At 32.4% G+C, this 20,700-nt stretch carries 15 protein-coding genes and 1 other RNA gene; 8 read left to right on the plus strand and 8 right to left on the minus strand.

Annotated features, from left to right (window positions below; translation table 11 throughout):
• Positions 1 to 244 precede the first annotated feature (244 nt).
• The gene (locus FHK87_RS23215) at positions 245 to 901 is read left to right on the plus strand and encodes a TrmH family RNA methyltransferase (RefSeq protein WP_140597268.1); all 657 of its coding nucleotides are present in this window, start codon (positions 245 to 247) and stop codon (positions 899 to 901) included.
• 15 nt (positions 902 to 916) lie between these two features.
• On the opposite strand, the gene FHK87_RS23220 is transcribed toward FHK87_RS23215, so the two are convergent.
• The 3 genes from FHK87_RS23220 to FHK87_RS23230 all read right to left on the minus strand — a co-directional run bounded on the left by FHK87_RS23220 (position 917) and on the right by FHK87_RS23230 (position 4,799).
• Complete coding sequence (locus FHK87_RS23220; protein ID WP_140597269.1) at positions 917 to 1,693, minus strand: carboxypeptidase-like regulatory domain-containing protein; 777 nt, start codon at positions 1,691 to 1,693, stop codon at positions 917 to 919.
• 85 nt (positions 1,694 to 1,778) lie between these two features.
• Positions 1,779 to 3,530 carry a DEAD/DEAH box helicase gene (locus FHK87_RS23225; RefSeq protein ID WP_140597270.1) on the minus strand — a complete coding sequence of 584 codons (1,752 nt, stop codon included), beginning with the start codon at positions 3,528 to 3,530 and terminating at the stop codon, positions 1,779 to 1,781.
• A gap of 219 nt (positions 3,531 to 3,749) precedes the next feature.
• Positions 3,750 to 4,799, minus strand: coding sequence for a glutaminyl-peptide cyclotransferase (locus tag FHK87_RS23230; protein WP_140597271.1), 1,050 nt, complete (start codon positions 4,797 to 4,799; stop codon positions 3,750 to 3,752).
• 88 nt (positions 4,800 to 4,887) lie between these two features.
• On the opposite strand from FHK87_RS23230, the gene ffs reads away from it, so the two are divergent.
• The 3 genes from ffs to fsa all read left to right on the plus strand — a co-directional run bounded on the left by ffs (position 4,888) and on the right by fsa (position 6,669).
• An RNA gene (gene ffs / locus FHK87_RS23235) (signal recognition particle sRNA small type) lies at positions 4,888 to 4,986 on the plus strand.
• Positions 4,987 to 5,075: 89 nt separating this feature from the next.
• Entirely contained in the window at positions 5,076 to 5,894 is an 819-nt protein-coding gene (locus tag FHK87_RS23240; RefSeq protein WP_140597272.1) for an SDR family oxidoreductase, read from the plus strand.
• A 121-nt stretch (positions 5,895 to 6,015) separates the two neighbouring features.
• Positions 6,016 to 6,669, plus strand: coding sequence for a fructose-6-phosphate aldolase (fsa, locus tag FHK87_RS23245; protein WP_140597273.1), 654 nt, complete (start codon positions 6,016 to 6,018; stop codon positions 6,667 to 6,669).
• 60 nt (positions 6,670 to 6,729) lie between these two features.
• Here fsa and FHK87_RS23250 read toward each other — a convergent pair whose 3' ends face one another.
• Complete coding sequence (locus tag FHK87_RS23250; RefSeq protein WP_140597274.1) at positions 6,730 to 8,181, minus strand: thioredoxin-like domain-containing protein; 1,452 nt, start codon at positions 8,179 to 8,181, stop codon at positions 6,730 to 6,732.
• A 259-nt stretch (positions 8,182 to 8,440) separates the two neighbouring features.
• Here FHK87_RS23250 and FHK87_RS23255 point away from each other — a divergent pair, with 259 nt between their 5' ends.
• The 3 genes from FHK87_RS23255 (at position 8,441) to FHK87_RS23265 (ending at position 14,470) form a co-directional block, all read left to right on the plus strand.
• Positions 8,441 to 10,066: an ABC-F family ATP-binding cassette domain-containing protein gene (locus FHK87_RS23255; protein ID WP_140597275.1), complete on the plus strand. Its 1,626-nt coding sequence runs from the start codon at positions 8,441 to 8,443 to the stop codon at positions 10,064 to 10,066.
• Positions 10,067 to 10,507: 441 nt separating this feature from the next.
• On the plus strand, positions 10,508 to 10,924 hold the full coding sequence (locus tag FHK87_RS23260; protein ID WP_140597276.1) for a hypothetical protein: 417 nt from the start codon (positions 10,508 to 10,510) through the stop codon (positions 10,922 to 10,924).
• Between the two features lie 3 nt (positions 10,925 to 10,927).
• The gene (locus FHK87_RS23265) at positions 10,928 to 14,470 is read left to right on the plus strand and encodes a T9SS type A sorting domain-containing protein (RefSeq protein WP_140597277.1); all 3,543 of its coding nucleotides are present in this window, start codon (positions 10,928 to 10,930) and stop codon (positions 14,468 to 14,470) included.
• 102 nt (positions 14,471 to 14,572) lie between these two features.
• Here the strand turns inward: FHK87_RS23265 and ggt are convergent, their stop codons facing one another.
• From ggt to rlmD, 4 genes are all read right to left on the minus strand, one after another.
• Positions 14,573 to 16,258: a gamma-glutamyltransferase gene (gene ggt / locus FHK87_RS23270; RefSeq protein ID WP_140597278.1), complete on the minus strand. Its 1,686-nt coding sequence runs from the start codon at positions 16,256 to 16,258 to the stop codon at positions 14,573 to 14,575.
• 126 nt (positions 16,259 to 16,384) lie between these two features.
• Entirely contained in the window at positions 16,385 to 17,119 is a 735-nt protein-coding gene (locus FHK87_RS23275; RefSeq protein WP_226294395.1) for a DUF6048 family protein, read from the minus strand.
• Positions 17,085 to 17,612, minus strand: coding sequence for a DUF6452 family protein (locus tag FHK87_RS23280; protein WP_140597279.1), 528 nt, complete (start codon positions 17,610 to 17,612; stop codon positions 17,085 to 17,087). The genes FHK87_RS23275 and FHK87_RS23280 overlap by 35 nt, the downstream gene beginning before the upstream one ends.
• A gap of 48 nt (positions 17,613 to 17,660) precedes the next feature.
• On the minus strand, positions 17,661 to 19,076 hold the full coding sequence (gene rlmD / locus FHK87_RS23285; protein WP_140597280.1) for a 23S rRNA (uracil(1939)-C(5))-methyltransferase RlmD: 1,416 nt from the start codon (positions 19,074 to 19,076) through the stop codon (positions 17,661 to 17,663).
• Between the two features lie 288 nt (positions 19,077 to 19,364).
• Here rlmD and rocD point away from each other — a divergent pair, with 288 nt between their 5' ends.
• The gene (gene rocD / locus FHK87_RS23290) at positions 19,365 to 20,642 is read left to right on the plus strand and encodes an ornithine--oxo-acid transaminase (protein ID WP_140597281.1); all 1,278 of its coding nucleotides are present in this window, start codon (positions 19,365 to 19,367) and stop codon (positions 20,640 to 20,642) included.
• The last annotated feature ends 58 nt before the right edge of the window (positions 20,643 to 20,700 follow it).

Here is a 20,700-nt window from a genome sequence, read left to right on the forward strand (position 1 = left end):
ACTTTTAAATCCCTCGTTATTAGGGGTAATTTCGAGGGATTTTTTTATGACGTAAAGTTATAAAAAAAATGAAAATAGTTAAATGATCATTTAAAATTAAATGTTTTGAATAAAATATACCTTCTAGGTAGACATGCTTACAAGTGTTTATATTAGGTTTAAGTAGATGGGTAGAAAGCTGTTTGAGTATACATCAAACAGCTTTTCTTTTTTTAGTTTTAGTATTCTTTATATTTTCGCTTTTATGATCGATAAAAAGCTATTGAGATATTTAGAATCCTTTCTCACGCCGAGGCGACTAGAACTATACGAAAAAGTTTTAGAGAAACGTACTCGACATTTTACCGTTGCAATAGAAGATGTATATCAATTGCATAACACAAGTGCTGTAATTAGAAGTTGTGATGTCTTTGGTGTTCAAGATCTTCATGTGATAGAAGAAGTTAATCAAAAACGAATCGACAGGGAAATAGCTATGGGAGCTCAAAAATGGGTTGATATACATAGATATAATAGCACAAAAAATTGTATTGATTACTTAAAGAATGATGGATATCAAATTGTTGCAACAACACCTCATGACGATTCTGAAGTTTTGCAAGATTTTGATGTTACTCAAAAAACTGCCTTCTTTTTTGGGAGGGAACAACAAGGCTTAAGTGATGAAGTTTTAGAACAAGCAGACGGTAGACTACATATTCCTATGATGGGATTTACAGAGAGTTTAAATATATCTGTTTCTGCGGCAATTATTCTGCAACACGTTACGTATCAACTATCAAAAAGTAGTATACAATGGCAACTATCTGAGGAGCAAAAGCTGGAAAAACGAATGCAGTGGGCAAAAAAAGCTATAAAGAGCCATGAGCAAATCATTCAAAGGTATTACCAAGAAAATTGAATGATTAGGTTGTATTTATTTTCTGTCTAATACTTTGTATTCTTCATAACATTCACTGATAGCATCAAGAATTTGTAAATCGTTTGCAAATTTTATAAAGTCTGACGAGTAGTTACAATTTCGAAGAATTTCATCAATATCTAATCGGTCTACTTGTAATAGAGCCATTAGCGTTTCTCTATCAAATTTTGTTTCTAATAGATTTCTGATTTCGTCATCTTTTTTCATTTTTCGTAACTTTCTAAGCTCTTTAGATCGTTTACTAAAAATGTTGTACAAAAAGTCTGCGGGGTTAAATATAGCTCCTAATACCTTATTTACTGCCCCTGGTTGCCTACTACCTCCTTCATAACCGCTATTTAGCCCTGAGATACTATATCTGTAATTATTATATACAGGAATTCTTTTGGCGTCAATTTCTAGATACCCCGTTAGTTGAACATCTGCAACTACAACTTCTTCTAGAGCGATACCTAGTTCTGTCATTTTAATTTTAACGTCCCCAAATTTTATCCAATCATTAGTTACTCGTACTTTTAATGGTTTATAGCCAATATAAGTAAAGTATAGTGTATCATTAACCTGAGCTTTGATAGAAAAATCTCCTTCTTTTGTAGTTATGGTTCCTATAACCTGACTTAGGTTTACAATATGAACATTTTCTAATTTCTGATCTGTAGATGCATTAAGAACTTTTCCTGATACAGTAGCATCAGAAGTATTTTGATCCTGTGCATTTGCAATTGATATCCCAATTATAAATAAAAATGTATATAATAATGTTTTCTCCATATATATAGTACGACGTTGAATTTTATTTAAAATAACATAAAAATCGGACCAAAAATCATATTACTATGTTAAAACCATTTTTTGGTTACCTTCTATCACTTCGTTTTCTCCTGTCTCTTCTTTTATTATGACTGTTTTTATGATCAGATGTGTCAGATCTTCTTTTTCCCTTTGGTTTGAAACCTTCACTTCTTCTTTTTCCTTTAAAACCGCCACCGTCTCTTCTTCTTTTTCCGCCTCTACGTCCAGAATCTTTAGATATTTCTACATTAACCTTTCGGCCTTCCATTCTGAAGTCTTCAAAAACACTTAATACTCTATCTGTATAGTCTGATGTGGTATTGAAGAAAGAAAAGCTTTCTTTTACATCTACGCGACTTAAAACATCACTTCCTAATTCTAATACTTCTTTAAGGAAATCCTTTAATGTCATCCAGTCAAAACCATCTCTTTCTCCTACATTGATAAAATATCTGGTACTACCGCTATTATCGTTTCCTCTGCTGTTTTCTGCAATTATATTTAAGTCTTTTGCATTTTGATAATAGTTATGAAATCTTGAAAACTCTACAGAGAAGAATTTTTTAATTAATTCTTCTTTAGAGAATTCTTCAAGTACCTCATTTATAGAAGGCAAATATGTATCTATTTCATGGTTTATTGCTGATTTTCGGATATCATTGGCAAGATGAAATAATTGGATTTGACATATTTCTTCACCATTTGGAATTTCTTTTTTCTCGAACTTCTTTTTGATAATACGTTCTACAGCTTTTATTTTTCGAATTTCACTTTTAGAAACAATTACCATAGAAACACCGCTTTTTCCTGCTCTTCCTGTTCTTCCGCTTCGATGCGTATACGTTTCTATTTCGTCAGGGAGTTGGTAATTGATAACATGAGTTACATCATCTACATCAATACCTCTTGCTGCAACATCTGTGGCCACAAGCATCTGTATTTGCCTGTTTCTGAAACTTTTCATTACCATATCACGTTGATTCTGACTTAAGTCTCCATGTAAGGCCGCAGCATTATAACCATCTTCAATCAGATTTTCTGCTACTTTTTGTGTATCTCTTTTGGTTCTACAAAAAATTACTGAAAATATATCTGGATTGGCATCTGCTAATCTTTTTAATGCTGCATAACGATCTCTGGAATTAACAACATAATACTCGTGCGATACATTTTTGGATCCTGTGTTTTTATGACCAACAGTAATTTCTACAGGATTTTGCATAAAACGTTTTGCGATAGTAGATACCTCTTTTGGCATTGTCGCAGAAAATAACCATGTGTTTTTACTATCAGGAGTATGAGATAAAATAGAATTTATATCTTCATAAAATCCCATATTAAGCATTTCGTCTGCTTCATCAAGAACACAATAACCAATATTATTTATATTGACCATTTTACGATTAATCATGTCTTGCATTCTTCCGGGAGTAGCAACTATAATTTGTGCACCTCTTTTTATTTGTTTAGCTTGATCCGTAATACTTGCTCCTCCATAAATTGCTACAGTATGTAATTCGGGAATGTATTTAGAATAATTTTTTAATTCATTTGTAATCTGCAAACAAAGTTCGCGTGTTGGTGATAAAATAAGTCCTTGAGTGATTTTACTACCAGGATTTATTTTTTCTATAAGAGGAAAACCAAACGCCGCTGTTTTTCCTGTACCTGTTTGTGCTAGCGCAACAATATCAGTATCTTCATTTAGTAGAATCGGAATTGCTTTTTCCTGTACTTCACTCGGGGCTTCAAAACCCATATCATTTACTGCCTTTATAATGGACTCACCAAGGCCCAACGCTTCAAATTTGTTCATATAGCTAAAATAAGGCGCAAAGGTAATGTTTATTATCTGTCTATAACAATAACAAAGTATTTATTATTTTGGTTACATTCAGAAACTTAGTAAAGTACTGTTGTTATAGTTGATAGGTTAAGACCGTTTATTGAATGTTTTTTGTGAGTTTTAATTATAGAATATAGATTTTACTCGATAATCGAGATTTATATGCTCTGAGGTTTGTTTCGATATGCTTTACTTTACAATTTTGATTTCAAAAAGTTTATCCCAATTTTTACCAGTAACAAACAATCTCTTACTTTCTGGCATATATGCAATTCCATTCAATACATCAAGATCCTGATGTTGAGTTACCTTTTTGCGCAATCCGGAAAGATCAATTACAGCCTCTAAAGCTCCGTTTTTTGGATTAATAATAGCAATTCCATCCTTTTGCCAAGTATTGGCATAAATTTTTCCGTCTACCCATTCTAATTCGTTAAATCTTGATTTTACACTTTTGTTGGTAGCAACTTGTATAAAACCTTTTTCTGCTAGTGTCTCTTTATCCAAAATCCATATCTTCTCAGATCCATCACTTTTATAAATATGTGTACCATCATTACAGAGTCCCCAGCCTTCTTTACTTTTATTGTATACAAAGCTTCCTGTTTTTTGTAATGATTTACGATCGTATATAAATCCTTCTTTGGCTGTCCATGTTAACTGTACAATTTTATCATTGATTATTGTAATGCCTTCTGCAAAATATTCTTTTGAAATATCTTTTTTGCTTAAAATTTCACCTGTTTTATAATCTAATTTTCTAAGTGATGATTGTCCTTTGCGTCCAGTACTTTCGTACAGAGTATCGGTATAAAATTCAAGTCCTTGCGTAAATGCTTTTTTATCATGCGGATATTCTGCCAAAATTTTGTAAGAATATAACTCGGGTTTTTTGTTGTTTAAAAGGGTGATTTTTTTGGTAAGTGTATCTATACTTCCATCAAAAAAGACTTTTGCAATAAGAGTTTGTTTTCCTAGCTTTTCAGTATCTAGAATTTCTTTGTATGTAAAATCCCCTGTTGCTTTCTTACTTTGGTCGTTTAAAATATAAGTTACAGAATCGATTTTTTTACCTTTTGGGTTTTTTATGCTTGCATTTATGGTTTCTCCAAGAGTAAATTTAGTCTGATTGTCCTTCAATTCAATAGAAAAATATTTTTTTTTCGCCTCAGAATTACTTCCACAAGAAATCATAAAAGTTGATAATATAATGATGACGAAGTAGTTACATATTTTCATTGCTCTAAATAATTTTTACAGCAAGATATTTATTTTAATTGGGTTTAAAAAATCATTGTTTTATATCATAAAGATTGTATCTTTGCAGCGGCAAGTCCTACACAACTAGCTCCTGTTGAATCCTCCAGGGCGGGAACGCAGCAAAGGTAGATGGTCGTAGCAGTGTGATGTGGGTAGCTTGCCTTTTTTTGTGCCTTTATTTTACCTAATTTCCTTCTTTATATAACTCTTATTTTTTGATCGTAAATCGTTATTCATAATTGTATATTTGCTATCATGAATGAAACTCAAAAAACTATTGTTCTCATAACGGGAGGTTCTTCAGGATTAGGTAAATCCATAGGGGTCTATTTGATAAAGAAGGGGTTTGTTGTATATGGTACCAGCCGTAACCCTGATCGTTTTAAAGATTTTAAAGATTTTACGCTCTTAAAACTAGATGTTGCGGATAATTCTAGTATACAGTCCGCAGTATCTTTTATAGAAGAAAAGCATGGCAGATTAGATATTCTAATCAATAATGCAGGAGCTGGCATTACAGGTCCTATAGAAGAGATACCCGAAGAAGAAATCGTAAGAAATTTTACTACAAATTATTTTGGACCTATTAATGTAACTAAAGCAGTTTTACCATTAATGCGAAAGCAAAAAAAAGGTTTAATTATCAATGTAACTTCTATTGCGGGATATATGGGATTACCTTATAGAGGGATTTATAGCGCTTCTAAAGGAGCTCTCGAAATTACTACAGAAGCTTGGAGAATGGAGCTTAAAGCTTTTAATATAAATATGACTAATGTTGCTCCGGGAGACTTTGCAACAAACATTGCTGCAGGGCGCTACCATGCACCGGTATTAGAAAACTCTCCTTACAAAAAAACATATGGAGATTCTCTTCAATTAATGAATGATCATGTAGATGCTGGGGATAACCCATTACAGATGGCAGAGGCGGTTTATAAAATCATTAAAAGTAAAAATCCTAAAATTCATTACAAAGTAGGAGCATTTATGCAAAAATTTTCTATTGTCTTAAAACGGATTTTGCCAGACAAGGTTTATGAAAAGTTATTAATGAATCATTACAAATTATAAAACGAAATTTATTGAATTCGAAATCTTTTATTTCTAATTCATAAAAGTTCTTATTGATCTACAACGATTATGTTTATATTCGTGCACAATTAGAAATTATAAAAATTTAAACACAACAAACATGAAATTTTTTATTGATACCGCTAATCTTGATCAAATTAAAGAAGCTCAGGATTTAGGTGTTCTTGATGGAGTTACCACTAATCCATCACTGATGGCAAAAGAGGGCATTACTGGAAAAGAAAATATAATCAATCACTATAAAAAAATATGTGAAATTGTTACGGGTGATGTGAGTGCCGAAGTAATTTCAACTGATTATGAAGGAATCATTAAAGAAGGAGAGGAGCTTTCTAAACTTCATGATCAGATTATTGTTAAAGTGCCAATGATAAAAGATGGTGTAAAAGCAATCAAGTATTTTAGTGATAAAGGAATAAAAACAAACTGTACTCTTGTATTTTCTGCCGGACAAGCATTACTAGCAGCAAAAGCAGGTGCTACTTATGTATCTCCTTTTATTGGAAGACTTGATGATATCTCTACCGATGGTCTTAATCTTATTGCAGAAATAAGAATGATTTATGATAATTATGGTTTTGATACTCAAATCCTGGCAGCTTCTGTAAGACATACAATGCATGTAATTGATTGTGCAAAAATTGGTGCAGATGTTATGACAGGACCATTATCTTCAATAGAAGGTTTGTTGAAGCATCCACTAACAGACATAGGATTAGAAAAATTTCTTGCAGATTATAAAAAAGGAAATTAAATCATAACTTCTGTTAAACTAAAAATATGAAAAGCTGTTCTGTTGATAGAATGGCTTTTTTTATTGCTCTGCAATACGAGTTAATTGCGTTGTGTAATATAGAAGTTGCTTTTCAAAAGATGAAGCAAAGAGATCGGCTTTAGAATTGATAATTTTTCCCTCTTGATTAACCAAAATTACTTTGTTTCTATAGTAGATTAAAAGTTCTTCAGATGCATGTTTTGAATTCTTGAATTCGTACTCGTAATCTAAGTTATAGTGGTGTCTTTTTATTGTTTTTAACCAGTTTTTTGTTTGTTCATCATCTGTATTAATAGCTATAAAATCTATATTTGGGTGTAATGATTTTAAATATTGCACTTTATTATGAGCTCTCTCATAATGTTTTTTACTTTCCATAGACCAAAAATAAAGAGCGGTTATGGGTTGGTTGAACAAAGAAGATAATTTGATTGTTTCACCTTTAGAAGTTATTAAGTCTTGGTCTGGTATGATATTGTTGGGTCTTAATTTTGAAATTAAACCTGCTAACTCTTTTAGTTCTTTTTGTGATTTTTTATCAGAATTAATCAGTAAATAGCGCTTTAAGATCTTGTTAGATTCTAAATTATTTTCACTGTTTAATAAAAAATTAGAAGTTACCCTTCTTAAAAGATTGTCTTTAATAAATGAATGCTGAATTAGACTATCGATCAAATTAATTTTATACAATGTTTTATCAAAATGAGTCTCAAATTCTCTATTTTCTGTTATTTGATTTGATAATGGAATATTAGCAAAATAGAAATTTAAAAATCTATTGTAAGAGTATAATCGCTTTATATCATTATCATTAAAGTTAATTAGATTTCGATAGTTAAAAAATGGTGAAGATACAATGTCTCGTACAGCATTTTTGCCTTTTATATCGTGTTTGATATTAAAATACATTTCATGTCTTGTGTAATAATCATAAACAAAACTTGCTTGTGTAATTTTTTTAGACAAATTACTTAGACTATTTTTCTTAGTAAGTTTTTCAAAAGATGAAAGTTTGACATTTAGTAAAGAATCTTGTTGATTTTTGAAATATGGAGGAGAAAGTTTAAAACCAACTCTTCTTAATTGCTGTCTTTCTTTCTCATTTTGAAGGTATGTATCAATTAAAAAGTTATTTTTTCTTGCCCCATCTCCTGTAAAAACCAAAGATTCATCAAATTCGATAGTGTTAAGTCTAATTAAAATACTATCTCCTTTTTCCAGAATAACAACCTGACTTTCTGGATTATGTTTAAAAGAATAAAGTCCGTCTTGTAAACTGTCAATTTTATAGATAAACCTATTGTTATCATCAAGAAATATAGTGTCCCTAAAATCATATCCTTTTGATAGTACTACATAATTGGTGTTAGGGTTGATAATTTCCCCTCCAAAATAGGTAGCTTGTCTATCACTTTTTTTAGGAGTACTACAACTTGTAATTGTAATTAAAAAAGAGATTAGGATTAAAAATTTAAAAGTAAAAAGATTCATTTTCAGGACTAAAGATTTCTACAACACAAAATCAAAAATAAACGGAAACATGAGTCAAGGTTGTTAATTATAAGTTAATTGTGGATATCGCAAATTGTAGAGAATAAAATTAAAAGAAGTATAATTTACTTTTTTGCAAAGGGGGCTAAGATTCTTTTTCTAAATGTTGTACTTATTATAAATTAATGAGGTAATGTTTCTGGTTCTGAATCCATTTTTCTACTTTTGCCGCAAATTCTAGTTTACAACTTTTATAATTATGTTATCAGTTTCAAATCTTTCGGTTCAATTTGGCAAAAGAGTACTTTTTGATGAAGTAAATACTAATTTTACTCAAGGTAATTGTTACGGTATTATTGGGGCTAATGGAGCAGGAAAATCCACTTTTTTAAAAATTCTTTCCGGTACAATGGAAGCTACTTCGGGACACGTACATCTCGAACCTGGTAAAAGAATGTCTGTTCTAGAACAAAACCATTATGCATATGATGAGTTTACTGTTTTGGAAACTGTGATTATGGGTAATAAACCGTTGTATACAATTAAAAAGGAAATAGATGCCTTGTATGCCGATTACACAGATGAAAATGCAGAAAAGATAGGAGAACTGCAAGTGCAATTTGAAGAAATGAACGGGTGGAATGCTGATAGTGATGCCGCTGCTATGTTGTCTAATCTTGGGATCAAAGAAGATATTCACTACATGAAAATGTCTGATCTTGATACCAAACAACGTGTGCGAGTATTATTGGCACAATGTTTATTTGGTAGTCCTGATGTGTTAATAATGGATGAGCCGACAAATGATTTGGATTATGAAACAATCTCTTGGTTAGAAAGTTTTTTGGCTAACTATGATAATACTGTGATTGTAGTATCTCATGACCGTCACTTTTTAGATGCAGTATGTACTCATATTTCTGATATAGACTTTGGGAAGATTAATCACTTTAGTGGTAATTATACTTTTTGGTACGAATCATCACAATTAGCTGCAAGACAAAGAGCTCAGCAAAACAAGAAAGCTGAAGAAAAGAAAAAAGAATTACAGGAGTTTATTGCTAGATTTAGCGCAAATGTTGCCAAATCAAAACAAGCTACTTCTCGTAAGAAAATGATTGAGAAACTAAATATAGAAGATATTAAACCTTCTAGTCGTAGATATCCTGCAATCATTTTTGAAAGAGATAGAGAGGCTGGGGATCAGATTTTAAATATCGAAGGTTTATCGGCAAGTTTAGAAGGAGAAACTTTATTTAAGAATATAGATATTAATCTTGCAAAAGGAGATAAAGTGGTTGTGTTTTCTAAAGATTCGAGAGCAACGACTGCTTTCTATCAAATCTTAAATGGTAAACAAGATGCAGATTCCGGAAAATTCGAATGGGGAATTACAACAACTCAATCTTATTTGCCCGCTGATAATAGTGAATACTTTCAAAACGATCTTACTTTGGTAGATTGGTTAAGACAATGGGCTACAACAGAAGAAGAAAGAGAAGAAGTATTCATAAGAGGTTTCCTGGGGAAAATGATTTTTAGCGGAGAAGAAGCTCTTAAAAAGTCCAATGTTTTATCAGGTGGAGAAAAAGTACGTTGTATGTTATCAAAAATGATGATGACTAAGGCAAATGTTGTTATGTTGGATGAACCTACCAACCATCTGGATTTAGAGTCTATTACTGCTTTTAATAATTCGCTCAAAAAATTTAAAGGAACAGTTTTGTTTACAACTCATGATCATGAGTTTGCTCAAACTGTTGGAAATAGAGTTATCGAACTTACTCCAAATGGAGTTATTGATAGATATACAACTTTTGATGAATATATGAGTGATTCAAAAGTAAAAGAACTACGTGATAAAATGTATGCGGTAAATGTGTAAATAACATTTATAAAAATACTTCGTCAAGTAATAAAAAAAACACTTAGTTCTTAAAAATGGACTAAGTGTTTTTTTATGATTAAATTTTAATAATATTTCATCATTGCCTGTGAAATTAGGATTTCCTCAATGTTTGAGTTGAATTACCGAACTTCATCTATTAGATTTTGTTTTACTACAAGATAAAATCTGTTAAATTAACATAACATATTCCTATTTTTTAAAATTTAAAGTTAAATTTGCCACTCTTAAAAGTTAAGAAATAATAACTTTTGAGAAGATATATAGCTTTATTATAGGTATCCAGACTTTTGAGATCGTTTTCCATTCATACCCCAAATTTGAAACGATTATTTTTTTGAATATAGTTCTGATAAAGAGTTGTTACCTAAAAGTATATACGATTAAGAATTCATTTAGACATTAATATTATTACAGTAAATGATATTTAGAAAAGCTATGATTGTTTTTTTAATAGCAATTACATTCTTTTCTTTTACGCAATGTAAAGCGGTAGAAAAAAAAGAATCAATAAAGGATAAGCAAAACATAATCATGCCTCAAGAAAAAGGTATTTCAAAATTGAATACTGATAAAAGTATGCAACTCGTCATTAATAAAGAGCAAAAGGAAGGGGATCCTGCTTTTTATTTTAACTATAAAGTTTTTAATACAAAAACACGAGAGGTCATAAAAAAAGGAACATTTAGAGGGATGAATATTGACTGGCATGGCAATACCTCTATAAAATTGATACCTTATGTAGGTATGGAACAAAAACCAAACTCAGAAAACCCAGAAGAAGTTCTTTCTTCTGACACACTAACTCAAATTCAAATTATTAAATTAAACCACTAATTCATGACACACAAACTTTACTTTAGCAAATTTGTTTTTGTATTATTGTTATTGTTTTACACCTCGTGTTCTACGAATACTCAAGAGGAAACTCAGAAGGTAGAAGTAGTAGAGCGTTTTGAACAAAAACAAAAGACTCAAAAACAAAAAGACCATAGCAAAAAGAAAGGGATTGAGATTATGGCAGAGTATATCGCCAGTCTTTTAAAACCTATTGGAGCAGAAAAATCTACATATAAAGAAGGCTTTTTGATCACTGAACATCAAAAAGCTATGAAAAATGCTTTTAAAGCTCAAGCTAAAAATTCAAGTATCATCAGATGGAAAGAAAGAGGACCAGTTAATGTTCCAGGAAGAGTACGAGGAATCGTAGTAGCTCCTGATAACCAGGATAAATGGTATGCAGGGACTGTTGGTGGTGGACTTTGGGTAACAAAAGATGCAGGAACAACTTGGGAAAACCTTACAGATTATAAAATACCTAATTTATCTACATCTACAGTAGCAATTAGTCCTAATGATCCAAAAACAATTTATCTAGGTACAGGAGAACCATTTAATAACTTAGATGCAATTGGGGGAGTAGGAGTATTAAAGTCTACTAACGAAGGTCGTAGTTGGGAATATTTAAATAATACTAGAGACTTTGGAGGAATAGGACGATTAGCTATAAATCCAGAAGACGAGAATAATTTGATAGTAGCAAGTAGTAATGGAATCTATGTAACGACAGATGGAGGGATTACTTGGCAGAATACCTATACAGGCGGAAATGTTCAGGATCTTAATGCAGACCCTACAGACTTTAATGTTCTGTATGGAGGAGTCAATAGCATTGGAGTCATCAAAAGTGAAGATGGTGGATTAACGTGGGAGCTTATTTTTGATAAAGACGACTATAATGCGGGGCATCAAAGATTTGAATTAGATGTATCTCCGGCAAACCCAAAACGTGTATTCATTTCAGTTTATACTCCAAGCAATGATGAGAGCAGTGCTACAACCGCTGTTAATACTGATTTCTATTTTACAAATGATTCAGGAGCTACATTTGCATTGCTTGGATTTGATGGAGAGCCAGCAGCTGGTAACTTGATTACTGGTCAGGGATGGTATGATAATATCATTATGGCACACCCGTTTAATGAAGATATTTTTTATGCAGGTGGAGTGGTAATGCATAGAGTAGAAATAGTTAAACGATCAAAGTCAGAATCTAAAAAGAAACCGGTACCACCAAGACCTACTCCTCAAGGGTTAAAGTATACGTTTCAGCCAATTGCTGCAGGGTATAATAATGAATTAAATGATTATGTGCATGTGGATCAACATGGATTAACCTGGACATCAAGATCTCCTGAAAAGAAGTTTAAACTTATACTTGCAAATGATGGAGGGGTATATCATACAGATTATTTAGTAGATCCAGGAACTACATTTAATGATTGGTCACAAGCAGCAGTAGGACTTAATTGTACACAATTCTATGGAGCAGATAAGCGTAATGGTGTTGAAGATTATATTGCAGGAGCACAAGATAATGGAACCTGGGTATCATTAACAGGTAATACTGCAAATGATGAAACTGAATATACAAGAATTATTGGAGGAGATGGATTTGAAGCCCTATGGAATTATAATGATCCAGGTAAATTTATCGGAGGGTCGCAATATAATAATTTTGTAGGATATGCAAATGGTCAAGGATATAGTGCAAGACATGGTGAATCAGGAAATGGAACTTCTCCATTTTATTCTAAAATTGCAAATACAAATAATAATCCAGATGTGCTTTTCAGTCCTTCAATAAGTGGAGTTTGGAAATCAACTAATTTTGGAGAGTCTTGGGAATTAACTTCGATCCCAAGTAATTTTTCTGTAGGAGCTTCAAGTGCCTTAGACGTAGTGGTTTCTACAGCTAATCCTGATATTGTATGGGCAGGAAATGCAATGACAGAGTCTGGTAGTTTTGTTCTTCATGTTTCTAAAGATAATGGTAGATCATATGAACCTGCAACTACGTTTTCTGATCCTAGAGAGGATAAAACTCATAATCTTTTTATCGCAGGTATAGAGACATCCTCTGTTAACGAAAATAGAGCGTATGCATTATTCTCAAGTCAAGGAGCTGCAAAAGTTCTAAAAACAGAAGATTTAGGAAAAACCTGGGAAGATATTTCTGGTTTTTCGACAGGAGAAGATCGTGGATTTCCTGATGTAGCGATTCACTGTTTGGTAGAAATGCCTTTTGATGAAGATAGAATTTGGGTAGGTACAGATATTGGTGTTATTCAAACATTAGATGGAGGTAAAAATTGGTCATTATTAGCGGGAATACCTGCATTTTCGGTATGGCAGATGAAAATTGTTAATAATGAAGTTGTTATGGCTACACATGGTAGAGGAGTATGGACTGCTACACTAGATGAGCTAGAAGGGTATGAGCCACCAGCGTATTATGCACCGCCAACAATTGTCGCTTTAACACAAGATGCAATTGATAATCAAAACGGTAAAGTAACGTATATCAACACAAATGCAGATGCAGAATCAATCGTTGTTTATTTAGATGGCGAAGAAGTTGCTTCAATAACAGATAATGTAGCTCAAAATGAAGAATTTAGTTTTGTTATCGAAAATATTGAAGAAGGAAATCATACAGTTGGTATACAAGTAGTAAGTAGTGAAGGAGAAGCTTCAGTGATATCTACAGAAAAAATTGATATTATTGATTTCTCAGAACCGGAAACGTTGGTTTCTATAAAAACATTTGAAACATCCGATGTTTATACTTTTGGCGGTGAATTTGTTATAGATAATATAGGCGAAACTGTAGGTCAAGATGTTTTAAATAATTCTGACCACCCTTATCAAAACAATGCTACATATCGCACAGTTTTAAAACGTCCTATTGAGATATCAGCAGTTTACAAAGATTTTACTTATGAAGATGTGGCAATAACAGAGTTTGATCCTGCTCCAGGGAGCTTTTACGATTTTGTTGTTGTTGAAGCATCAACAGATCTTGTAAATTGGGTAGAATTAGATAAATATGATGCTCAGAAATTCCCAGAGTGGACAGAAGCGTTTAATTCTTCACCAACTCCTTCAATAAGTGATGATCTATTCAAGAAACAAACGATAGATTTATTAAGCTTTTTCCAAGAAGGGGATGTAGTAGCGATACGTTTTCAATTAGTATCTGATCCTTTATTTAACTCTTTTGGATGGGCAATACGATCTATTAATCCTGATGCAGAAGAAGTGGTAGCAGTAGAACCTGCACAACCAAGAACTTCTGAAGGACCTCTATTATATCCAACAATTTCTAATGGAGAAATTCAAATTTCTTCTGGTAATACAGTAACAAATAGTATTGTAGAAATTTATGGTATGAATGGTAGATTAGTATTCTCTAAAGCATTAGGAACTTTAGATAAAAAAGAACAAAGATTGGTATTGGGTAATTTACGTTCGGGACTTTATCTTGTAAAAGTTTCTGGAGATAACGGAGTAGCTAATACCTCAAGAATTGTCATTAGATAATCTTTAAAATTATATAGAATATAAAAAGGCTTGAAGATTTAATTTTCAAGCCTTTTCTTATAAAGATTGATAGTATAGTACTGTAAAAGTGATTTGTTAAAATTAATATCCGGCAGCTTGTCCGTCTTTTCTTGATTCTGAAGCACCATAATAAACCCCGTCTTTTAACATGATCGCTTGGTATCCACCATAGGGACCTACAGCGTATCCTATTTTATGTCCTTTTTCTAGTAGAACTCTTATCGTTTCATAAGAAAATCCTGATTCTATATGTAGAATTCCCCCATCGGCCATTTTCTCTCCTGTAGGTTGAGAAGATCCCATATGATTGATTCTTGGAGCATCTCCAGCTTCTTGTAGATTCATTCCAAAATCAATCATATTTACTATGATTTGTACATGTCCTTGCGGCTGCATTCCACCACCCATGAGACCAAAACTCATAAAAGGTTTTCCGTTTTTTGTAACAAATGCAGGAATTATAGTGTGAAAGGGTCTCTTTTTTGGAGCATAGGTATTAAAATGCCCTTCTTCTAAAGAAAATAACTCTCCTCGATCTTGTAATATAAAACCTAATTTAGTAGGAGTCATACCTGATCCCATACCTCTGTAATTACTTTGTATTAATGAAACCATATTTCCTTCTTTATCTGCTACAGTAAGATAAATAGTGTCTCCATCATTTAGATTTCCTGCGTCATACGTTTTTGAGGCTATATTTGTATTGATCAGTTTCTGTCTTTCTTTAGCATAATCTTTAGAGATAAGTTTCTTTATTGGTATTCTATTAAAATCAGGATCGGCATAAAATTTAGCACGATCTTCATAAGCAATTTTTTTAGCTTCAGTTAATGTATGCAGATATGCGGGAGAATCGAATCCCATAGAAGCAATATCATAGTGTTCTAAAATATTTAACATTTGTAAAGCAGCGATCCCTTGCCCATTAGGAGGTAGTTCCCAAACATCATATCCTCTATAATTTGTTGATAATGGCTCTACCCACTCAGATGTATGATTTTTTAGGTCTTCATAACTCAAAAAACCACCATTATCTTTCATATATTTTTCGATAGTTTTAGCTATTTCGCCTTCATAAAATACATCACGTCCTTGATTGGCAATTTTTTCTAATGTATTAGCTAAATATGGATTTTTAAATATTTGCCCTTTTTTTGGGGCTGCTCCATTTGGCATATATGTTTCTTCAAAGCCTGGATATTTTGATAAAAAAGTGGCACTACGTTGCATATAATAAGCAATGAGCTCTGTAACCGGAAAACCTTTGCGAGCATAGGTTATAGTGGGTTCTAGAATTTTTTTCATATCTAACTTTCCGAATTTTTTGTGCAATTCGAACCATCCGTCTACGCAACCCGGCACAGAAACAGGAAGAGCTCCATGAGAAGGGATTTTTTTCAGATTATTTTCTTTGAAATACTCTAAAGTTAGTTTTTCTGGAGATCGCCCACTAGCATTTAATCCATACAGTTTTTTGGTTTTTGCATCCCAAACAATAGCAAAAAGATCTCCACCGATTCCATTTCCTGTAGGTTCCATAAGGCCTAGCATAGCGTTTGCGGCAATTGCAGCATCTATAGCATTGCCACCATCTTTTAAAATATCTAAAGCGGTTTGAGTTGCCAGTGGGTGACTTGTTGCAGCCATTGCATCTGTAGCTATAACTTCTGATCGTGTTGCAAATGTTTTTCCTGTAATTCTGTCTTGTCCAAAACTAAAGGCAGTATAAAGTAATACTGTAAAATAAATAATGTAAGAGGATTTCATGTGATCTTGTTTTTTTACCAAATAAATTATTTGCTCATTAATTAGAATTAACAAGCAATTTAAAAAGAAATAGCACACTTTTATGTGCTAAAACAAGATACTAAAAATGTGTTTACCTTTTTGTTGTTATCTTTTTCTTTTGGCAATAGGAATCAAATAACTAATCGTGTAATTATATCCAACTCCAATATTGTTAAAATCATTTGTTTTGCCAAAACCGGGAATATAGAGGTTGTCAAAACCATCAGGTTTAGACTCATTTACAAGAGTTCTTAATGATAAGCTAGCTCCTAGATATATATTACTAATTACTTCTACTTCTAGTCCAAATACAAATTCAAGCCAACCAGCATTAAGTCCATCTTGTTTTATACTATCGGTGATTCGATCTGTTCCAAAAAAATTATTATCAGTAAAAATAGTATATTCATTTAATTCCTGGCTAAATGTAGAAAAACCATATCGCAATCCTACATAAATGCTATTTTGCATTCCGTACCAGTTATCGTATACATTATAATCAAATCCCGCTCTAATGTAAGTGCCAGAACCTTCTACATTAATATTTTCTTCATCTCTAATTAGAGATTCATTTCCAACTTCTCCGGCGATATAGATTTTTCTATGGATTCTATAATCTCCTTCTATTTCGAATCCGGTATAATTATTATCTAATGCAGAGCGTACAAGCCTAGCTATATCAACGCCTGCTCTTAAGCCGTATTTTTCGGCTGGTGGGAGAGTGTCCCTAGCAGAGATTCTGGGAACAGAATCTTGTGATTTTGTTTGTTTGTCTTGACTATATATACCGCTTATTACAAGGATATTAAAGAAAAATAAAAACGTGTGTAGTTGTTTCATCGATTACTTCTTCTGTTTGTAACTCTATATTTCGTATCCATAGCCCATCGTCTTGGCCATCTACAGGAGAATTTGTTAAAGCTCTGTAATTGACTTTAAAACCGCAAGCACTACTAACATATTCTTGTTCTGTGTTATATTGAAAACTTATTTTGTCTGTATTAGGAGGATCACTGTCCTCATCATTGTTTTCTGTATTAGAGTTGATCGTAAAGTTATATTCTGTTATAGATGCACTATTTCTAAGAGGTATTGATATAGAATCTGTTAGCTCACCCAATTCAAATTCTTCTTCTATACCATCAACTGTTATTTGTAATTCTGGAGGAGTAGTTCTTTCTAAACCTGTTTCAAAATCAAAGAACTGTATAATAAGTAATGGGGTTGTAGGTGTTCCTTCTGCACAGATATCATCTCTTTCACAACTGCTTATGCCTAAATAAGTGAAGAAAAGTAATATCGCAAAAATTACTGAATATGTTTTTATTTTCATATTATCTTTTTTCTAGCAAAAAATCCGCAACATTAAATTTATACATTTTTAACCCTTTCTTTTCTCTAACAATACTACATTTTCAACATGATATGTCTGCGGAAACATATCTACGGGTTGTACCTTTGTTACTGTATAACTCTTATCTAATAACGCAAGATCACGAGCTTGTGTTGCACTATTACAACTTACATATACGATTCTTTCTGGGGCAATATTCAATAATTGTTCTACTACATCTGCATGCATACCATCTCTAGGAGGGTCAGTAATGACAACTTCAGGATATCCATTTTGAGCTATAAAATCTTTGGTAAATACCTTTTTCATGTCGCCTGCATAAAATGTGGTATTGTCAATTTGATTTCGTTTTGCATTCTCTTTTGCGTCTTCAATTGCTTCGGGAACAGCTTCTACACCAATCACTTTTTTTGCTTTTTTGGCAACAAATTGTGCAATTGTTCCTGTACCTGTATAGAGATCATAAACAGTTTCTTCTCCTGTAAGACCCGCAAAGTCTCTTGTGATTTTATATAGTTCGTAAGCTTGTTTTGAATTTGTTTGATAAAAAGACTTAGCATTAATTTTAAAATGTAGCCCTTCCATTTCTTCCTGAATATGATCTTTTCCAGAATAGCATATGATGTCCTGATCATATATGGTATCGTTTCCTTTTGAATTGATAACATATTGTAAAGAAGTTATTTCAGGAAATTCTTCAGCGATATAATCAAGGAGTAATTCTCTTTTTTCTTTGTCTTCGTAAAAGAATTGTACCAATACCATGATTTCTTTTGTAGAAGCAATACGTATCATTAGTGTACGTAGAAGACCTTCTTGTTTTCTTGCATTATAAAAAGGTAACCCATGTTCTGTAGCAAATTGTTTTACTTTATTTCTAATAGCATTACTTGGGTCTTCTTGTAAATGACAGGTATTGATATCTAAAATTTTATCCCACATTCCCGGAATATGAAAACCTAAAGCATTTCTATTATTGATTTCAGAACTGTCTTCAATTTCTTCTTTAGTAAGCCATCTACTTTCACTAAAAGAGAACTCCATTTTGTTTCTATAAAAAAATTGGTCTTTTGAACCAAGAATAGGTGTTACTTCTGGTAATTCTATTTTTCCCAACCTGATCAGGTTGTTGATCACTTCATTTTGCTTGTATTCAAGTTGATGCTCATACTTCATAAACTGCCATTTACATCCTCCACAGGTGCCAAAATGATCACAAACAGGGGGTGTTCTTTTATCAGATTGTTTATGAAAAGTAGTTGCGGTACCTTCATAAAATGCTTTGCGTTTTTTGATAGTTTGTATATCTACTACATCACCGGGTACAGCATTATTTACAAAAATGATTTTCCCATCAGGAGCTTTGGCAATGCTTTTTCCTTTTGCACCAGCATCTACCACTTCTATATTTTGAAAAATTTGTCTTCTATTTTTTCTCGCCATAGCGCAAAAATAGAATAAAAAGTGAAATAGTAGAGCGGTTATTGCTTAAGAGTTAAATTCATTTTTATATTAATACAAATTATTTATATAAAATATTCTTTTCTCGTATCGTATAAAGAAGAAAATTTTTAATTGATCTAAATTACAAACCTCAAGTTATTCGACAAAGATTTAGTAATTTGCGATTCTCTTAGGGATGATTTCTCTCCCACGCTGAATTTTCGAAACTTGTCGAAAGGATAAAGGTACAGAAGGAATGGTTATTTTATTAATTTAAATTATGAAAAAATGGCTGTTTTAGAAAAAAAGTCATCAGAACAACTGATTGAGCTTGAGAACAAATACGGAGCTCACAATTATCATCCACTTCCTGTGGTTTTAAGCCGAGGAGAAGGCGTTTATGTATGGGATGCAGAAGGAAAAAAATATTATGATTTTTTAAGTGCATATTCTGCGGTAAACCAAGGGCATTGTCATCCAAAGATAGTGGAGGCTATGACAAATCAAGCACAAACATTGACATTGACCTCTAGAGCTTTTTACAATGATAAGCTCGGAGAATATGAAAAATTTGTAACAGAATATTTTGGGTTTGATAAAATCTTACCTATGAATACAGGAGCAGAAGCAGTAGAGACAGCGTTAAAAATTTGTAGAAAATGGGCATATGAAAAGAAAGGGATTCCAGAGAATGAGGCTCAAATTATTGTTTGTGAAAATAATTTTCATGGAAGAACTACTACAATTATTTCTTTTTCGAATGATCCTGTTGCCAGACAAAATTTTGGTCCCTATACAAGTGGATTTATAAAGATAGAGTATGATAATATTGATGCGTTAGAACAAGCATTAAGCTCTTCGAAAAATATTGCAGGATTTTTGGTGGAACCTATACAAGGAGAAGCAGGAGTATATGTTCCTTCAGAAAATTATTTAGCTAAAGCAAAAGAGCTTTGTGAAAAACATGGCGTTCTTTTTATTGCAGATGAAGTGCAAACTGGTATTGCAAGAACAGGGAGATTATTAGCGACATGTGGTGACTGTTCTTGTGAAGATAAGAATTGTTCAAAAGAACCGGACGTAAAACCGGATGTATTAATATTAGGTAAAGCATTAAGTGGTGGTGCTTATCCTGTTTCGGCAGTTCTAGCCGATGATCCTATAATGGAAGTGATACGACCTGGAAACCATGGAAGTACATTTGGAGGTAATCCTGTTGCAGCAGCAGTAGCTATGGCCGCTCTAGAAGTTATTAAAGATGAAAAACTTGCTGAGAATGCTTACGTATTAGGAGAACTTTTTAGATCAGAAATGAATAAATATATCGAAAAATCATCAATAGTTACTTTGGTTAGAGGTAAAGGATTATTAAATGCTATTGTGATTAATGATGATGAAGATAGCGATACTGCCTGGAATATTTGTGTGGCACTTAAAGATAATGGGTTACTAGCCAAGCCAACACATGGTAATATTATTCGATTTGCTCCTCCTTTGGTGATGAATAAAGAACAACTACTAGAATGTGTTGATATTATAACCAAAACATTACAAGAGTTTGAATAATTAAAAATTCAATATATCATAAAAAGAGGCTGTCAGAACAGTCTCTTTTTTTTTGAGA

It is taken from the genome of Aquimarina algicola (genome assembly GCF_006443095.1).
Classification (GTDB): domain Bacteria; phylum Bacteroidota; class Bacteroidia; order Flavobacteriales; family Flavobacteriaceae; genus Aquimarina; species Aquimarina algicola.